Origin of the sequence: Priestia sp. YIM B13490 (assembly GCF_042787735.1) — a bacterium.
Taxonomy (GTDB): Bacteria; Bacillota; Bacilli; order Bacillales; family Bacillaceae_H; genus Priestia; species Priestia megaterium.
Map to the genome: position 1 here is coordinate 367465 of NZ_JBHZOT010000001.1, position 16541 is coordinate 384005.

At 34.8% G+C, this 16541-nt stretch carries 16 protein-coding genes and 2 pseudogenes; 12 read left to right on the forward strand and 6 right to left on the reverse strand.

The features are described from left to right. Positions 1-102: 102 nt before the first annotated feature. Positions 103-816 carry a hypothetical protein gene (locus ACFX4R_RS01990; RefSeq protein WP_097823088.1) on the reverse strand — a complete coding sequence of 238 codons (714 nt, stop codon included), beginning with the start codon at positions 814-816 and terminating at the stop codon, positions 103-105. Positions 817-1749: 933 nt separating this feature from the next. Between ACFX4R_RS01990 and ACFX4R_RS01995 the strand changes: the two genes are divergently transcribed. From ACFX4R_RS01995 to ACFX4R_RS02010, 4 genes are all read left to right on the forward strand, one after another. After that, on the forward strand, positions 1750-2670 hold the full coding sequence (locus ACFX4R_RS01995; protein WP_377568491.1) for a CPBP family intramembrane glutamic endopeptidase: 921 nt from the start codon (positions 1750-1752) through the stop codon (positions 2668-2670). Between the two features lie 43 nt (positions 2671-2713). After that, positions 2714-2860 (forward strand): hypothetical protein, encoded by a 147-nt coding sequence (locus ACFX4R_RS02000; RefSeq protein ID WP_377568494.1) that lies wholly within the window; start codon positions 2714-2716, stop codon positions 2858-2860. Between the two features lie 333 nt (positions 2861-3193). Further along, the gene (locus ACFX4R_RS02005) at positions 3194-3577 is read left to right on the forward strand and encodes a hypothetical protein (protein ID WP_377568497.1); all 384 of its coding nucleotides are present in this window, start codon (positions 3194-3196) and stop codon (positions 3575-3577) included. Positions 3578-3775: 198 nt separating this feature from the next. Then, the gene (locus ACFX4R_RS02010) at positions 3776-3943 is read left to right on the forward strand and encodes a hypothetical protein (RefSeq protein ID WP_176521207.1); all 168 of its coding nucleotides are present in this window, start codon (positions 3776-3778) and stop codon (positions 3941-3943) included. Positions 3944-4340: 397 nt separating this feature from the next. Here ACFX4R_RS02010 and ACFX4R_RS02015 read toward each other — a convergent pair whose 3' ends face one another. Next, a complete protein-coding gene (locus ACFX4R_RS02015; RefSeq protein ID WP_013058411.1) occupies positions 4341-4532 on the reverse strand; it encodes a hypothetical protein in 192 nt (63 codons plus the stop codon). A gap of 717 nt (positions 4533-5249) precedes the next feature. Here ACFX4R_RS02015 and ACFX4R_RS02020 point away from each other — a divergent pair. From ACFX4R_RS02020 to ACFX4R_RS02035, 4 genes are all read left to right on the forward strand, one after another. Beyond that, positions 5250-5588, forward strand: a complete 339-nt coding sequence (locus ACFX4R_RS02020; RefSeq protein WP_097823084.1) for a hypothetical protein — start codon at positions 5250-5252, stop codon at positions 5586-5588. 31 nt (positions 5589-5619) lie between these two features. After that, a complete protein-coding gene (locus ACFX4R_RS02025) occupies positions 5620-6150 on the forward strand; it encodes a GNAT family N-acetyltransferase (protein ID WP_097823083.1) in 531 nt (176 codons plus the stop codon). Positions 6151-6306: 156 nt separating this feature from the next. Next, a complete protein-coding gene (locus ACFX4R_RS02030) occupies positions 6307-6816 on the forward strand; it encodes a GNAT family N-acetyltransferase (protein WP_377568501.1) in 510 nt (169 codons plus the stop codon). Positions 6817-6895: 79 nt separating this feature from the next. Next, positions 6896-8098, forward strand: a complete 1203-nt coding sequence (locus ACFX4R_RS02035; RefSeq protein ID WP_377568504.1) for an iron-containing alcohol dehydrogenase — start codon at positions 6896-6898, stop codon at positions 8096-8098. Positions 8099-8278: 180 nt separating this feature from the next. On the opposite strand, the gene ACFX4R_RS02040 is transcribed toward ACFX4R_RS02035, so the two are convergent. Further along, positions 8279-9226: a DMT family transporter gene (locus ACFX4R_RS02040; protein ID WP_097823080.1), complete on the reverse strand. Its 948-nt coding sequence runs from the start codon at positions 9224-9226 to the stop codon at positions 8279-8281. 157 nt (positions 9227-9383) lie between these two features. Between ACFX4R_RS02040 and ACFX4R_RS02045 the strand changes: the two genes are divergently transcribed. The 4 genes and pseudogenes from ACFX4R_RS02045 to ACFX4R_RS02060 all read left to right on the forward strand — a co-directional run. Next, positions 9384-10226, forward strand: a complete 843-nt coding sequence (locus ACFX4R_RS02045; protein ID WP_097823079.1) for a TrmB family transcriptional regulator — start codon at positions 9384-9386, stop codon at positions 10224-10226. A 459-nt stretch (positions 10227-10685) separates the two neighbouring features. Beyond that, positions 10686-11576, forward strand: coding sequence for an N-acetylmuramic acid 6-phosphate etherase (murQ, locus tag ACFX4R_RS02050; RefSeq protein ID WP_377568509.1), 891 nt, complete (start codon positions 10686-10688; stop codon positions 11574-11576). Between the two features lie 32 nt (positions 11577-11608). Then, a pseudogene (locus ACFX4R_RS02055) lies at positions 11609-13000 on the forward strand (PTS transporter subunit EIIC); the annotation flags it as partial. Between the two features lie 120 nt (positions 13001-13120). Further along, positions 13121-13561 (forward strand): annotated as a pseudogene (locus ACFX4R_RS02060) (PTS sugar transporter subunit IIA); the annotation flags it as partial. 108 nt (positions 13562-13669) lie between these two features. Here ACFX4R_RS02060 and bioC read toward each other — a convergent pair. From bioC to bioF, 3 genes are read right to left on the reverse strand one after another with little or no spacing between them, the layout of a single operon-like run. Beyond that, positions 13670-14494, reverse strand: coding sequence for a malonyl-ACP O-methyltransferase BioC (gene bioC / locus ACFX4R_RS02065; RefSeq protein WP_377568512.1), 825 nt, complete (start codon positions 14492-14494; stop codon positions 13670-13672). Continuing rightward, positions 14487-15233 carry an alpha/beta fold hydrolase gene (locus ACFX4R_RS02070; RefSeq protein WP_377568515.1) on the reverse strand — a complete coding sequence of 249 codons (747 nt, stop codon included), beginning with the start codon at positions 15231-15233 and terminating at the stop codon, positions 14487-14489. Before ACFX4R_RS02070 ends, bioC begins: the two co-directional genes overlap by 8 nt. After that, positions 15230-16408 carry an 8-amino-7-oxononanoate synthase gene (bioF, locus tag ACFX4R_RS02075; protein ID WP_377568518.1) on the reverse strand — a complete coding sequence of 393 codons (1179 nt, stop codon included), beginning with the start codon at positions 16406-16408 and terminating at the stop codon, positions 15230-15232. The genes ACFX4R_RS02070 and bioF overlap by 4 nt, the downstream gene beginning before the upstream one ends. Positions 16409-16541 lie beyond the last annotated feature (133 nt).

A 16541-nucleotide genomic window follows, 5' to 3' on the forward strand; every position in this document is an offset into this window, starting at 1 on the left:
AAGACCTTCTTTCTTGATTTCAGTAAATTGGCCATTTATATATCACATCTGTTGGAAAACTTCATTTATTAGGCGAAAAATCTATTGCTCTACTCTACTTAATTACCAATCAAAAAAAGCTTTTAACGCAATCATTGTAGCGGCGTAGACAAGAGATGAGATTAAAAAGGTTGGCAAGTGCGCGTGTTTTTCAAAAGGGAGTTCTTTACTGATAACGTTAAATAACATTGCACCTGAACTAAATGCAATCATCGACTCAATAAGCAGGCCGGATGAGGGCCCGAAGACGCCCATGATTGATCCAAGAAAAGTTGCCCCTGCAAGCATATAGCGACCTCTGTTTTTGTGCAAGCGATGATGTTTTTTTCCTAGATGGTAGGACCACCCCATAAAGTGAAGGCTGATAGCCAATCCATAGAATAGTGATTCAACTCGCTTGACATCGGTTGAGAACACAACATAAGAAATGATAAAAGAATAAACCATAAAGAAACTCGCCTGTACCATATAAACGGTCAGTTCCTTCAGGTGTGTGGCTGCCTTCGTCTGAGCAAATGAATACACAGAAAAATAGACGAGTAAGCCGAGAAGACCAAGAAAATATAGTTCAGTATCAAGGGCCAAGGATCCTCCAAACTCTTCTTGTTTTTTATGAAGTGTCGGTAAGATATAAATAAACACATAAGCAATAGCTACACCGCCTGATAATGAGAGCAGCTTTTGCTCCCCGATTGGAGAACGTTCGACAATCGTTAATGCGTATAGTTGAATGAGGATAAATACAATGCCTATTATAATTGATTCAATTGTAACCATGATTGTCTCCTTTTAAGGTTGAACTTTACGGTTTAGTTCCCTTTAAAAGAAAAAGAGAAACCATACTTTGAGTAGATACTTCTTAAAAAGGCGCATTCATTAGGGGAATATTGTACCTTAATTATGTTCTTAAAACGTATTATCTCTATACTAAATGAGATGAAAATGGTTATAAAAACTCTATCTGAGATTTAAATAAAAGAAGCAAACTCCTAATGATAGGGAGTTTGCTTTTTGGTTTCTATAAATATTTCTGCAGGGGAACTAACACCCTTTTTCCGAAAGTTTTTGATTTATTTACACGTATGATACGAATCTAGCAATTTTATCTGTTTTACTAGACACTTCATATTGATTATCCTATTTTTCTTGGTTATAATATTGTTGTTACATTTGTAATAATAATGTAATATTATTGTAACTTATATACGTTTGTATGCTGTTATATGAGTTGATTGTTAATTTAAAAACTGAAAAAGTTGTTTATGGATAAACTCTTAAGTGTTGTGGTAACAGCCATGAGGGTAAAAGTTTGAATAAAAAGGTGAGGGAAATGTTGAAAAAAATATTTATTTTAGTTGTTTTAGGATATATATTCTTGAGTAGCAAGTACTTTCTTCAAAATTATGTGTATGCGGGCACGTATGAGCAAGATATAAAGGTTAACGATGACTTGGTGTCGAGTCTTCTTTTAGAAAAAGCTGTTTTTTAACGGCTTTTAAGACGCTAAATTTTATATAAAGAGGTAATGGGTAGAGTTGTGATTTCTTAATATTGTCAGTCTCTTTCCTTATCTTCAAAGGTAAAAAGCAGGCGGTAGTTAAAATGATTGCAGGACTTCGGATCCTGATAGATTTTTACATTGCCTAGACAACAACAAAGTAGAGAAGAACGGTATAATTGAGAAGAGAAGGCTGAGGGAGTAAGAAGAAAATGAAAAACTATTTAAATGTGGAAGAAGGAAAAAATAGCTGGAAGCGTTATGTAAGTACAACAATCCTTGCTTCTGTGTTTATGCTGTTAGGATCAGTTATTTATATTATTGCTGAAATGATAATGGTTGCAGCTGATGAAAGTGGAAAATCATATTTTGATTTTGATAGCGGAGTAGCTGTAGGAATCAATGCTAATCTTGATTTTTTGTTGTCTCATATTATGTACATATGCTGGATTTTTGGTTTATGGATCGGGATTCGTTTTATTCACAAACGAAAAATGAAATCATTAATCACTGCTAACAAATGTGTGAATTGGAAGAAAGTAATATGGTCTTTTGGAGCTTTTAGCCTGTTACTAATCGTTTCACAATTAATTGATGTCGTGTTTAACCACTCGGATTATTCATGGAATCATGTAAGTTTAAAAGAGTATGCCCTGTTAGTACTGATCACGCTTTTATTAGTACCTATTCAAACAACAACAGAGGAGCTGTTTTTTAGAGGGCTTCTTCTTCAATGGGTGAGCAAGAAAGTGAAGCGTCCTATTTTACTTGCTATTATTGTTGGATTAATGTTTTCAATAGGACATTTTGCTAATCCTGAAATGAATAAATCCATTATATTAGTCGGACTGGATTACATTGTAGCTGGTTTTGCTCTTACATATATCGTGATTAAAACAAAAAGCTTAGAAATTACCATTGGCGCACACGCAGCCAACAACATGTTTCTCGCTCTGTTCCTTACAACGGACGATTCTGTTTTCGGATCTATACCGAGTTTGTTTAAGGTAGCTAACACTGAGCCAGGAGCGAATCTTATTTGGTCGATTGTTATGTTTAGTGTTTTCTATATCCTATGTAGAGGGAAGATAAAAAAGGAAGAAGCAGCTGACAAAGAACAGCTTATTGCTTAAATTGGCAGAACCAATAACTAAACAGGATAGGAGATGTAACAGAGTGAGTGGAAATCACGATAAAAAGAAACCATTGACTCGTGTAGAAATGAAGCGAGGCCACTTAGCTACTCAACATCGCATTTTGAATGTACTTATCGTTCTTGCATCGATTGCTGCAGTTTATCTAGTAATAAAAACCATACTTTAAAAGAGCAGCCTTTAAGGCTGCTCTTTTTATTCCTGCAGTATCTTAGCTAAGAATATATATAAAATCAAGATATAAAATATAGAAAAAATGTTATTATATAGATATTGATTTAAAAATAAAATAATGTATAGGGGATATCAGCTAATATGTTTTTTGTCATTATAGGATTTATAGCCGTCTTTATCACGTTATGTTCGTTAGAAGCTAAGCTAAGAACGATAGTGAATCAAAATAATAGATTAATTAAATTACTTGAAAAAATGAACAGGTACTAGCACAAAAATTATCTAATAGGGTATTTGGGAACTTTTGTACTGTGTAGGAGGATTTAAATTGAAAAGGAAGTTTTTGTTTTTAGGAATTATATCTATTTTTTTATTAGTATTGGGTAGCTGTGGTAGCAAGGAAGAAAGTGTGCGTTTCGAAGGTGAAGGAGATCATTGGAAAGGTTTATATCTTTTAAATAAAGGAGAGAATACTCAAAACGGGCAAGGAAGTATCATTTATGAAGGAAAAGACAAGGAGAAAGTAGGAAAAGTTTCTTATGTTGTGGAATCGGAAACAAGTAAATTATCAGGTACGGATGACGAGACAGAAGGGAAAATTAATTTAAATGGGAGTTGCAGCGGGTGTTCGACTCAAAGCAGTAACGCTCCTTTTCACGTGACAATAAAATGGCATGGTAAAGAAGATAAATTTGATTTAACATCAAAGTAGAACGGTAAAACGTTGTATGTATATGAAACTACAAATCTGGCCACACTAATAACGTATTCTCCCTATTCTAATAAAGTTAAAAATCCTTTGCCTACATCAGGGAAGGATTATTTTTTTATAAATCCTGCTTTAATTGGTTGTTAATCTAAATAAAGGGGAATTACATCTATTAAGAGCACACAAAGGGGATAAATATTAGTGACAAATCATAGGTACTATACGGGATCCCTGTTCGCCAGGGAATTAGAACGCTTAAAAGAAGAATATATTCAACTTGATTTCGACGATGTGAAAAGAATGGTTGAAGAAGATATTTTACTGTTAGAAAAAGCGGTGAATATGTTGTCTACGAATACAGTTTATTAAATTAAGCAACTTACTCAAGATGCAATAAAGCATTATCTAGCGACTACTGTAAATTCAATTTTAACAAAAGCTACCTCTTTTGACTGGGAAGAGGTGGTCTTTTTCAATTTCTAGACTGGATAAGATATACTAAGTAAAAAAGCGTTTGAAAGTATTCTATAATATTTCCTAGTTTCTAAGAAATGTTGCCCAAACAAAAAAGGACATTTCTTCTATGTCCTGTTCCCTCGTATCAGCCCCGCCTACGCTAAATACTATGACAGCCACTCATGCCATCCAACCTATACTTAGTATAAACGAAAGCGTTTACAAAGTATAGGTATTAATGAAATATTCTGTCTATTTTTATATGAAACTTATCTATTTCGAAAAATATCAAATATGATAGGTGACGTTTTTAATGTCTGGAGATTAACTCACTCATTAATCTGTTTAAAGCAATGTGTAATATATCATGTTCTGTATACTCTTGTTCAAAAGCTAGACTTCTTTTTTCTTTTTTCTTCAGCAACTTTTTAATTTCATCACATAAATAAATTTGAGAATCCAAAAGTTTTATTTCTTTTCTATCCTTTATTTGTTTAGACATGAAATCAACTCCTTTATGATTCTTTAAGGAACTATTCTATTTTAAAAAGTAAAATCCTTCTTCTATTACATCGGAATAACGTAATAGGGTTTATCAGAAGGAATCATCTTAGATTAGAGAAAAATGGATCCTGTTTTTTGAGAAACAATGTGTCAAAAACGCTACAAAAGGATTCTTTTTCTGTTTAAATATTTCTTAAGGTGCAAATCCTTAAAAATCAACTTCCTTTAATTATAATTAATGGTAAAATAATCAATAAAAAGGAGGTTAAAATGTATTCACCACAGGAATCCTTATTGGCTAGTTCTCTTTATTTTGTATTTACTATTCTATCTTTTATAATTGGTTTCTTTGCTGGAAGGATACTTATTATAAAATCTCATAGATCAGTAGGGGAAGTTCAGGCAATTTCTCTTTTTATTCATTTCGTTTTGTTTGGAACCAATTTTAGATATTGGTGGTGGGGACACTCTATGTCTATCCTTAACATCTTTGAGTTTTTAGGGACTACGTTTATAGGCGTTCTTATCTTTATAATTAGCGAATGTATTCTTTATTTCTGTTTGAAAAAGCTATATAAGACGAATATACAAAAGGGTGCTTAAATCTAAAATAACAGGTATCAAACTAATAATCATTTCCAACAGAAAGTTTAATGCTTTTACAAGTTATAAGATCTACCGCATTATAAAATGTCATGGAAAGAAGGGCAATAAGTTGAAAAAAACCGTGACGATCACTGTTACTGGGATTTTACTAATGGGAGCGGTAATTTTCTATTTTGTTACATTCTTTGCCTATATCCCATCTGATAAATTTTCCGGTTTCCCTGTCCCTAAAAATGCAAAGTTAGTAAAAGGAAAAGAACATGTAAACATATATGAGTGGTCTAAAGCTTCTGAAGAAAACGGCATACCATTAGGATATAAATTGGTGATTAAAACAAAAGGATGGAAGGAAAGAGACCGAGAAGGTGCCTCTACTTATTATGAAAAAGCAAATAAGAAAATTGATTTAATAGCTCAAACCAATGAATTAACCTTAATTAAGGATTAAACATACGTAAAATGAAAGAGAGGGGTTTTTATTGATTCCAGAATTATATACAAAAAGGTTATATTTAAGAAAGATGCATGAAGCCGATGCGTCTCATTTATTTAAAATTTGGTCTGACCCTCATGTTACTAAGTACATGAACATTGACAATTTTATCAAAGTAGAACAAGCAAGAGATATGATTAACTTTCTAAATAAACTAGCCTCTGAAAAAAAGGCTATTCGCTTTGCTATTATTGAATTAGAAACAAATAAAATTATTGGCTCATGTGGCTATAACATGTTAGACTTCGAGCATTCAAGAGTTGAAATCGGATACGAGCTTTCCAAAGCAGCATGGGGAAGAGGATACGCGTCTGAAGCTATTAGCAGTCTATTAAACTATGCTTTTTTAGATTTGGACATGAATCGAATTGAAGCAAAAGTAGAGCCTTTAAATATTAATTCAATTAAGACTCTACATCGGTTGAATTTTATATTTGAAGGAACACTTAGGCAAGTAGAGAAGTCAAAAGGAAAGTTTATAGATCTTAATGTATATTCAAAATTAAAAACAGATTAATGGTTTAATTCAATTCTGCATCTACTTAGTTTAATTTGACTGTTGTATATCGTAAGTAGAAATACACATTTATCTTTATCAGTGATATTTATTGAATCAAGTGTGGAATGAATTGTAATTTGTGGTTAACTTTTTTTAGAAGGAGAAGATAAATCAATGAGTACAAAAAGAATACACCTTACGCCATTTGAAACTACTCACATTCAATACTTACATAAATGGTTAAATGATGAACGGGCAATACGAATGATAGGCAGGATACCTTTAACTTATGAAGAGGTAGTACAGGAAGTAGAAAAGAAAAGAATGAACAACGATTTAATTTTAGGAATTGAAAGCGATGAAAAAGAATTAGTTGGATGGGTATTTCTGAAGGATATAGACTATGCACATGGAAGAGCTAGTATAGGAATTCTCCTATCTTCAGAATCTAGAGGTCACGGATATGGTCGAATGGCTATGGAGCAAATGATTGATTTAGGATTTAAACAGCTTCGTCTAAATAAAATCTATTTAACTACAAGAGGAATAAACGAACAGGCAATTGCACTATATGAAAAAATTGGCTTTATTATCGAAGGGAAATTAAGAAACCATGCCTATGTGGATGGAAAGTACGTAGATACATATTTTATGGGTATATTAGCTTCAGAATGGAACAAGTAAGCTTACCGGCCACGATGAAATTAAAAAAATAGTGCTTCTTAAGGTATGTATTTAATTTTAAACAACGGGAGGGGTACAAATGAAATCCTATAACTATTTTTGTTCTACTCAAATTGAGGTAGGAATGGGGAAAGCTAGAGAATTACCAGAAATGCTGACATCTTTAAATATTGGTTCATCAATTTTAGTCGTGAGTGACCCTGGTGTGGTTCGTGCAGGATTAGTTTCACCAATTGTAACTGCCCTGGAGGCTTCTGGTTATCGAGTGCTGGTATTTGATTCAATTGAACAAAACCCTCGAGATACGAATTGTTTGGCAGGTGCTAAATTATTTCGTGAATTTGGTGCAGATGCAGTTGTTGCTATTGGGGGCGGGAGTGCAATGGATACAGGAAAAGCTATTGCGCTGTGCGGCCCAAACGGTGGAGAACCATCTGACTATGCAGACGGCCGACTTCTGTATTCAGACATTGCACCAGTTATTTGTATTCCAACTACGTCAGGTACAGGATCAGAGGTTACTCGTTCTGCCGTTATTACGGAAGCATCTACACACCGAAAGATGACACTCAAACATGCTTCATTAAGACCTGTCTTAGCGATTCTTGATCCCGAACTAACATTTAGTCTTCCTCCTTCTGTTACTGCTGCTACTGGTATTGATGCATTAGTTCATGCGATTGAAGGTTATACATGCAAAGTAACAAATCCTATTTCACAAGCGCTTGGGGCTCAAGCAATGAGAACCATTGTTTCGGCATTGCCTATCGTTTTCCGCGATGGTAAAAATGAAGCGGCTCGTCAAGATATGCTGGAAGGAAGTCTCTTAGCAGGCCTTTGTTTTGGATCTGCAGATGTTGCCTCAGTACACTGCTTAGCAGAAGCGCTTGGAGGACTTTATGATACCCCGCATGGAGTTGCCAACGCAGTGTTTTTACCATATGTATTAAAGTTCAATTCTATGGAGAATAAGCAATTACATGCTACATTAGCAAGGTATATGAACTTTGCCAAGGATTCAGACCCTGATGAAATAGCTGTTGAAAAATTAATTCAAGGGATTATAGAATTAACAGAATCATTAAACATTCCTAAATTGAAAGATTTAGAGGGTGTAAAGAAAGAAGACTTTCCGAGCATTGTAAGGTTGGCCATACAAAACAACTCAACATCAAGTAACGTTCGTTTAATTACCGAGGGCGATTACATGCAAATTCTTGAACAAGCTTACTTTAACCGTGTAGATCAAAATTGGGATTCTGAAGTAGAGAGCTTAAATTAAAAGATAAAGATTAAATACTGTCCCCCAATCATCAGGCTGTGTCTAACGATTGGGGGACAGTTTATAAATAGTATCTATTTATTTTTAATAAGAAGATACGTAATACCAGTTTTTATGTACTTTTTTATTGAAAATAAAAAGCCCTACTTTGACTGAGGACTTTTTTTAGGTTTATACTTTTTACTTATTTTCTAAAACATACTTTTTCCTCGTTTCCCTCATGCTCAAAACTACACCCAAAAGTACAATGATTCCACCAATAAATTGGTTTATGCCTACCACTTCATGAAGGAGTAGAACAGAAAAAAACACACCAAAAATAGGAACAAGATTCATCAGCGTCATTGCAGAACTAGAAGATAATTTGCGTAATCCAAAATTATATAATAAAAAAGCGATAACCGAGCAGAAAACGCCTAGGTACAATAAGGTTAGAAATGATCGTATATCTGGTGTTTGCCAGCTTGACTTCTCTATAAAGGCTAATGGAATAAACGTAATAGCTCCCGCCAAAGTTTGATAAAAAGAGATAGTAATCATGGAATATTTTTTGACAACTTTACGAGTTGTGAAGTTATAGAGAGCAAAAATAAAACCTGCTACAATTAATATAATATTACCAATTAATTGCTTATCATCTGTCTGAGTTTCAGGACTATAGGATATTTGATATACACCTATCATCGCTACTCCAATTCCTAGGGCCTTTACCCATGATGTCTTTTTTCTAAAAAAAAGAAATTCCATCAAAACCGTTATAGCAGGATACGACGCTACAATAATAGCGGCATTAGATGCTGTTGTTAGTTCAACTCCTATGTTCTCCAGAGAAAAATAAAGGGTAGTACCTAGTACACCACTCATAGACATTAACCCCATATCTTTGAATGAAGGCTTTGTTTTATCTTTCCTGATTAAGAGAATAAGCCCTAAAATAACAGCAGCTATAACAAAACGAGCCGCTCCTAATGTAAGGGGTGGAAAAGAGGTATAGGCTATTTTTGTTCCAACAAACGATGTACTCCATAGAAGGACGGCTATTACGGAAGCGCTTATGTATAAACCATTTCCACTTCTAACCTTTCTTATTTTTAAGCTTTCTTGTTGTTTCGCTATCATTGTATCCATTATTACACCTCCAAGTAGGATTAAAAACTATATAGTAGCTACTTTTGTAGCAACTAGAATTAAATTATAATTTTTAACCCAAACTGTCAAGGGTACTAATGGTATACTTAATTTAAAATTATTGACTTTATCCGGGTATTATCAAGGAGGACCAATCATGACACTAGATATAATAAAAATTTTGAAAGATGTAAATTTTACTGAATATGAGGCAAAAGCATATTTAGCTTTACTAGAAAAATCTCCTCTTTCAGGGTATGCTATTTCGTTAAATTCTGGAGTGCCAAGATCTAAAATTTATGAAGTATTAGGAGGACTAGTGGATCGAGGAGAAGTCATGATCAGTCATGAAAATCCCGCTCTATATACACCGTTACCTCCTAATGAATTAATCAACTTGAAAAAACGTAAAGCTGAATCCTCGTTTGAAGTAGCTGAAGAAGCTCTCGAAAATTATTCTTATGTATCTTTAAACAGAGAAAACATCTGGAACATTACAGGTTATGAGCCTATACTAAATCGTACAAAGGAAGCTATAAAAGAAGCTACAGGGCGTATTCTATTGGAAATATGGGCAGAAGATGCCCAGGAACTAAAAGAAGAATTACAAGTAGCAGCCAAAAGAGGCGTAGAAATTTTAATTGTATCCTATGGAGATTTAGTATTTGACTTTGCGCAGGTTCATCAGCATGATGCAAGCGAAGAAATAACCAATGAATATGGCGGACGATGGATTGTTCTAAGTGCTGATGATCGAGAAGTAGTTGCAGGTATATTATCACTTGGTAAGGATAGCCGTGCTGCCTGGACGATGCATCCGGGATTAGTTATGCCAATTACAGAAGTTATCATTCACGACTTGTATATCTATGAAATGATGAAAAAACATCGAGAGATCCTAGAGTCAAGCTTTGGTCCGAACCTTATTGAACTTCGTAATCGATTTAAATTTAACTCATCAGGTTATAGCGTAGCAGCAAAATTAGGTTTGATTAAATAGCCAGTATTAATGCATATATACTAATAATAAAATTACTTATCATATGATTTTTGGATAAACTACTCAATATAGATGAAGCATTATTTGGCTACCTTTTAATAAACAGAAAAACTACTGATTAAGGTCAGTAGTTTTTCTGTTTATTAAAAGGTGTATCGTATACATCTTTAGTTACCATAATGGCCTATTTAGGAACGTATGTAAAAAAGAATCCTTACTGCAGTAGGCAAGGAGTCAGTATTGGTATAAGAAATGCTTGATCTTTATACGGCGAGAGTTGTCTTATTTACTAAGATTTAGTCATATGATGTTTGTTTAAAGTCACATATTACTATAGTTTTTTTTTTTTTTTGAAATTTAATTTTAACATTTTAAAATAATTGTTGAAATTGAATTTCAAAAACGTTATTCTGTATTTGAGAACGATTTCAAACAAAAACCAAGATAGGATGATAAGAAATGCTTGAACATTTAACTACTGAGACTCGTAATGAAAAAACAATGAATCTGGATGAAATGTCCATTTTTGATTTTCTTACAACCATGAATGAAGAAGATGAAAAAGTTGCGAGTGCGATAAAAAAAGAACTTCCTTCTATTGCGAAAGCTGTAGAAGCTATTATAAAAGCTAAAAAACAAGGTGGTCGTCTTATTTATATAGGAGCAGGAACCAGTGGCCGCATCGGCTTGCTAGATGCTGTTGAGTGTCCACCTACATTTGGTACAAACCCAGATGAAGTAATAGGCTTAATTGCTGGCGGGGAAAAAGCCTTTATCAAAGCAGTAGAAGGGGCAGAAGATAGTAAAGAGTTAGGCATGGAAGACTTACAAAACATTCACCTTACTAAGATGGACATTGTTGTGGGGATCGCAGCAAGTGGGCGTACACCTTATGTCATTGGAGCATTAGAATATGCTAACTCAATTGAAGCTCAAACAGTAGCAGTTAGTTGCAATAAAGGTTCTGATATTGGAAAAGTAGCAAACATTGCAATTGAAGTAGTAAATGGTCCTGAAGTATTAACAGGTTCTACTCGCTTGAAAGCTGGAACAGCACAAAAATTGGTTTGTAACATGCTTTCGACAGCTTCTATGGTAGGTATCGGAAAAGTGTATGGAAATCTAATGGTAGACGTTCAGCTGACGAATGAAAAGCTCGTAGAGCGCGCAAAACGAATTGTGATGGAAGCAACTTCATGCACGTATGATACGGCAGAAGAGTACTTAGCAAAAGCAAATTGTAATTCTAAGGTTGCTATAGTCATGATTTTAACAGGACTTTCATATGAGGAATCTTTACATCGTTTAGAACAAACACAAGGATTTATCCGTCAAGCAATCGTGAATTAAGTAGCGAAAATATAAGGGAGATGGGAACAACTATGAGTAAACATCATCAAACAGCTAAAGAACTGCTTCAAGCTCTTGGAGGAAGTTCTAATATAGCGAATTATACACACTGTATGACAAGACTCCGAGTCACCCCAGTGAATCATAATAAAATTGATGAAGCGAGTATAAAACAAGTGAAAGGAGTGGTAGGGGTTGTCGATGATGATACGTATCAAATTATTCTAGGACCAGGAGTAGTTACTAAAGTTGCTGAACAATTTGGTATTGTACTTCAAGAAGATTCTGCAGCTCCTTCATCTGAAGATTTGACTTCAAAAGGTGCAGATATGAAGTCTGAGCTAAAAAAGAAAAACAATACGCCATTCAAAAATTTTTTACGAAAAGTTGGAAGCATTTTCATACCTCTAATCCCAGCATTCGTAGGTGCAGGTTTAATAGCTGGTATTGCCTCTATTTTAGCAAATAGCATAACTGCAGGAGATCTTGATAGAGACACTTGGCAACAATACGTTACGATTCTTAATGTAATTAAAAATGCAATCTTCAGCTATTTAGTTATTTATGTAGGTATTAACGCAGCAAAAGAGTTTGGGGCTACCCCGGCCCTAGGTGGGGTTATCGGAGGTATTACCCTTTTAACGGGAGTTACAGAAGAGTTTCCTATTATGAATATCTTTACTGACCAGCCTCTAACTGCTGGACAAGGTGGGGTTATCGGAGTTTTGATTGCTGTATGGTTACTCTCATTTTTAGAAAAATTCTTACGTAGATTTATTCCCGATGCAATCGATATTATTGTTACACCTACAATTGCTCTTCTAATTGTCGGATTGCTAACGATTTTCTTTATTATGCCTTTTGCAGGTCTAATTTCTAGTAATTTAATTGGTGGAATAGATTGGACACTTGAACGTGGAGGGGTTTTTGCAGGTTTTGTACTAGGAGTGGCATTTTTACCATTGGTAATGCTAGGTCTGCATCAAGTATTAATCCCTATTCATATTGAAATGATTAACACAGCTGGTATGACCATCTTGCTTCCGATTCTTGCAATGTCTGGTGCTGGACAAATAGGTGCAACTTTAGCACTTTGGGTTCGTTGTCGTAAAAATAAATCACTTGTTACCATTATTAAAGGGGCTCTTCCTGTCGGAATATTAGGTATTGGAGAACCACTTATTTACGGAGTTATTCTTCCATTAGGACGCCCCTTCATTACTGCTTGTATCGGTGGAGGAATTGGAGGAGCTGTAATTGGAATGTTCGGAAATGTTGGTTCCATTGCTATCGGTCCATCCGGTCTAGCTTTAATTCCATTAATTGCTCACGGTTTATGGCTGAAATATATCATCGGCTTACTTGCAGGATATGCTGGAGGATTCATCTGCACATATTTCTTTGGCATACCAAAAGAGGCTATTACAGAAGGCTCTAATAACAAAGAAGTACCTGAAGCGAAGACAAAGACTGAAGTTGCTGCAACAGGTGAGAAAAAAGAAATGAACTACACAACTTTAGGAAGCGCATTCAAACTTCCGTTTGATGGATATATTATGCCTCTAGAAGAAGTCCCTGATGCCGTTTTTTCTTCAAAGATGATGGGAGATGGTTTTGCCATCGAACCAACTAATAATACTCTTGTTTCTCCTATAAATGGGGAGGTTGTTAGCATCTTTCCTACAAAACATGCCATAGGTCTAAAAACAGATCAAGGTCTAGAGTTATTAATTCACGTAGGGTTAGAAACAGTGAACTTGAATGGGAAAGGGTTTACATGTCTAATTAAAGAGGGAGAAAAGGTTACACAAGGAACCCCGCTTTTAAAAATAGACCTAAACTACATTAAAGAAAATGCTAAATCACTTGTTACACCAATCATTTTTACAAATTTATCTGAACATATTCAAATACAGTTATTAAAAACAGGGTACAATGAGCAAGGTATAACAAATATTATTGAGTTAGTTTCTAAAAAACAGTAAGTTAATTAAATCTAATTGATTATTTAAGGGTACTTTTCTAAATAGAAGAGTACCCTTTTTTACTGGCGGCAATCCATCACTTCTAGAGAGTAACCAGGTCAGGATTAGCTATTGGTTCGTTTTTGTAATATTAAACATTAAGCAATGATAGGTTGCTTTTACGCCATTTTCGTCACGATGATTATTTTCATATAAATTGATTAACTGACGAAAAAACGAAGGGCGCTGACAGTAGCTTTCCTCGTTACTATTACTTGCTCCAATTTTTTTTATTGATGTAAAAAATGCCTGAACCGTCGGAAAGTATTGAACCTCTAGTTTCTCCATTTTTGATAGTTTAAATGGATGCTCTCTCAATGGAATTAATGCTCGTTCACAAATTTGAGACAACTCTTCAAGAGAAAAAAACGATTGGCCAGGTGAACTGTTACTGAAAAGACCAAGCTTTTGTTTCGCATGACTGTAGCATGAATGAAGCTCTTCAAATGTACGATTACCAAAGGTTGAAAATAGCAGGCTGCCTGTAGGCTTAAGTTGTTTATACAATTTTTTTATTGTCGTATGAAGACTATTAAACCACTGAAATGTTGCATTCGAAATAATAAGGTCATAACGTCTTTCTATACTTACCTCCTCGATATCTCCGCATATGAATGAAACTCGATCTTCCATTACTTTTTTCTTTGCTAACTCAATCATTCCTGATGACAAATCAACTGCTGTAATAGCAGCCTTAGGAAATTGTTCGCACAATAATTGTGTTAAATAACCCGTGCCGCAGCCAACTTCAAGAATAGCTATTTTCTGGTTAAAGAAATTAGTGGGAAGCTGATCTATTAACTGGTTTGCCATGCTTTTTTGTACATCGGCATAAGCATCATAAGTTTTAGCATGATTATTGAACCTTTTCTTTAAAAGTTGCTTATTAATCATAAATGAGCTCCTTTTCGAGAAATTTTTCTATAAGTTGCGTACATTGCTGAGGCTTCGTAAAAAAAGGAATATGACCAGCTTTTTCTAGAATGCACAGCTGCGCTTTTCCACCAATTCTTTCAGCTATGAAAGAAGAAGACTCAGGTAAACATATTTGATCATCTCTTCCATGGATCAACAAACAAGGAGTTTGAATTTGATTTAGTTGCATTCTAACATCTTTTTGAAGTAAATAATCCAGCCCTGTAAGGAGGGAGTACATACTGTCTCCTTGATAATCACGCTGAGCAACTTCCATAAATTGATGATGAAATTCTTCTTCTTTTTCAGATTTAGTGAACATAGCGTTATAAAATGCAGTAAGGGTTTTTTCTTTATTACACTGTACTTGTTTTTTCATACGTTCCACGATGCGCTGTTCCCATCCAAATGTATTATGCATGTCGTTTGTAAAGCGACTAGTTCCGCCAATTAATATGAGTCCTTCTATCTTGTTAGGGTATAAACTTGCAAGTTCAAGCGTTACAAGGGAACCTAATGACCAACCCATTAAATAAACAGTACCTTGAGTAGAAGTAAGCAATTGGATTGCTCGTTCTCTAAAGTCACTTAGTTCTTTTACACCTCTCCAGTCTGTACACAAAACGTTACATATAGTAGACAATGGTTTTATGATTGGATGAAACGCTGCTTTTTCCATTCCCCATCCGGGAAATATTATAATAGTGGCTTGTTTCATTGAATCACACTCATTTCTTTTCCAATTAGAGAAATTCTCTTTATGGCCCAATTTAAATCTTCTCGAGTATGATCAGCTGTTACAGTAAAACGAATTCTTGCTTTATTTTCAGGAACAGTAGGAGGCCTAACTGCAATAGCAGCAATTCCTTCTTTCTGTAAACGCTCTGCAAACTGCATTGTTATTTTGTTTTCTCCCGTCAAAATTGGAATGATTTGAGATTGACTCTTGCATGTGTTAAATCCTTCGTATGTAAGGGCCTTCCTGAAAAATAGTGCATGTTGTTGAAGAAGTGCGCGACGCTCTGTGTCTTGTTGCACCTTTTCAATTGCAGCCGTTATTGCACCGAGTATAGCAGGGGGAAGAGCAGTTGAATAAATGAATCCTCGCATTCTATTTTTTAAATAATCTATGAGCCACTGTTTTCCGGTAACATAAGCTCCAAATGACCCTAGCGCTTTACTAAACGTTCCCATTTGAATATCAATTTTATCTTGCAGATTGAGAAAATGCGCATATCCTTCACCATTTCTTCCGTATATACCGCTTGCATGAGCCTCATCAACCATTAGTAGGGCGTTATACTGCTCTTTTAATTTAACAAGCTCCTTGAGCTTGGCGAAATCACCATCCATGCTGAAAACAGTATCTGTTACAATTAACTTCCGTGACTCCAAGGGAACTTTTTTTAATAAATTTTCTAGGTGGTTCATATCGTTATGGCGATAGCGCTGAAGTTTTGCACGGCTCAGTAGGGCCCCATCAATGATACTTGCATGATTTAACTTATCGCTGAAGATGAAGCCATTACGCGGAACCAAGGCTGAGATGATTCCTAGGTTTGCATTATAACCACTATTGATAATAAGTCCTGCCTCAGCTTTTTTCCAATTAACAAGTGCTCTTTCTGCTTTCTCGTAAAGAGAGTGATTTCCTACTATTAAGCGTGAAGCTGTTGCTCCTATTCCATATGTCATCACAGCATCACTCATTGTTTTCTTCAGCCCCTTATCTCCTGCGTAGCCTAAATAGTTATTAGAGGCAAGGTTCAACATCCTATGTCCATTGACTGTAAGCCATGGTTCTTCAGCAAATTCTGTAGTAACAAGGTGCCGTTTTTGAAAAATCTCATCTAAATAGGCAAGTTCTCTCTTAATATCTTCTTCCCAATACAATGCACTTTCACCACCGAAAATAAATATATGTTAACTTTTATTAATATAAAGTTAACAATTATATCTAATCACGCCTTTAGAATAGTGTCAAGATAAAATAATTTAAAGAAGAGATACTAGATAATTGTCTCCA

Coding starts and splice junctions, on each gene's coding strand:
- ACFX4R_RS02035 (WP_377568504.1), top strand. CDS start 6,896: ATGAAATCCTATAACTATTTTTGTTCTACTCAAATTGAGGTAGGAATG.
- murQ (WP_377568509.1), top strand. CDS start 10,686: ATGCTTGAACATTTAACTACTGAGACTCGTAATGAAAAAACAATGAAT.
- ACFX4R_RS02045 (WP_097823079.1), top strand. CDS start 9,384: ATGACACTAGATATAATAAAAATTTTGAAAGATGTAAATTTTACTGAA.
- ACFX4R_RS01990 (WP_097823088.1), bottom strand. CDS start 816: ATGGTTACAATTGAATCAATTATAATAGGCATTGTATTTATCCTCATT.
- ACFX4R_RS02015 (WP_013058411.1), bottom strand. CDS start 4,532: ATGTCTAAACAAATAAAGGATAGAAAAGAAATAAAACTTTTGGATTCT.
- ACFX4R_RS02040 (WP_097823080.1), bottom strand. CDS start 9,226: ATGGATACAATGATAGCGAAACAACAAGAAAGCTTAAAAATAAGAAAG.
- ACFX4R_RS02070 (WP_377568515.1), bottom strand. CDS start 15,233: ATGAAACAAGCCACTATTATAATATTTCCCGGATGGGGAATGGAAAAA.
- ACFX4R_RS02030 (WP_377568501.1), top strand. CDS start 6,307: ATGAGTACAAAAAGAATACACCTTACGCCATTTGAAACTACTCACATT.
- ACFX4R_RS01995 (WP_377568491.1), top strand. CDS start 1,750: ATGAAAAACTATTTAAATGTGGAAGAAGGAAAAAATAGCTGGAAGCGT.
- bioC (WP_377568512.1), bottom strand. CDS start 14,494: ATGATTAATAAGCAACTTTTAAAGAAAAGGTTCAATAATCATGCTAAA.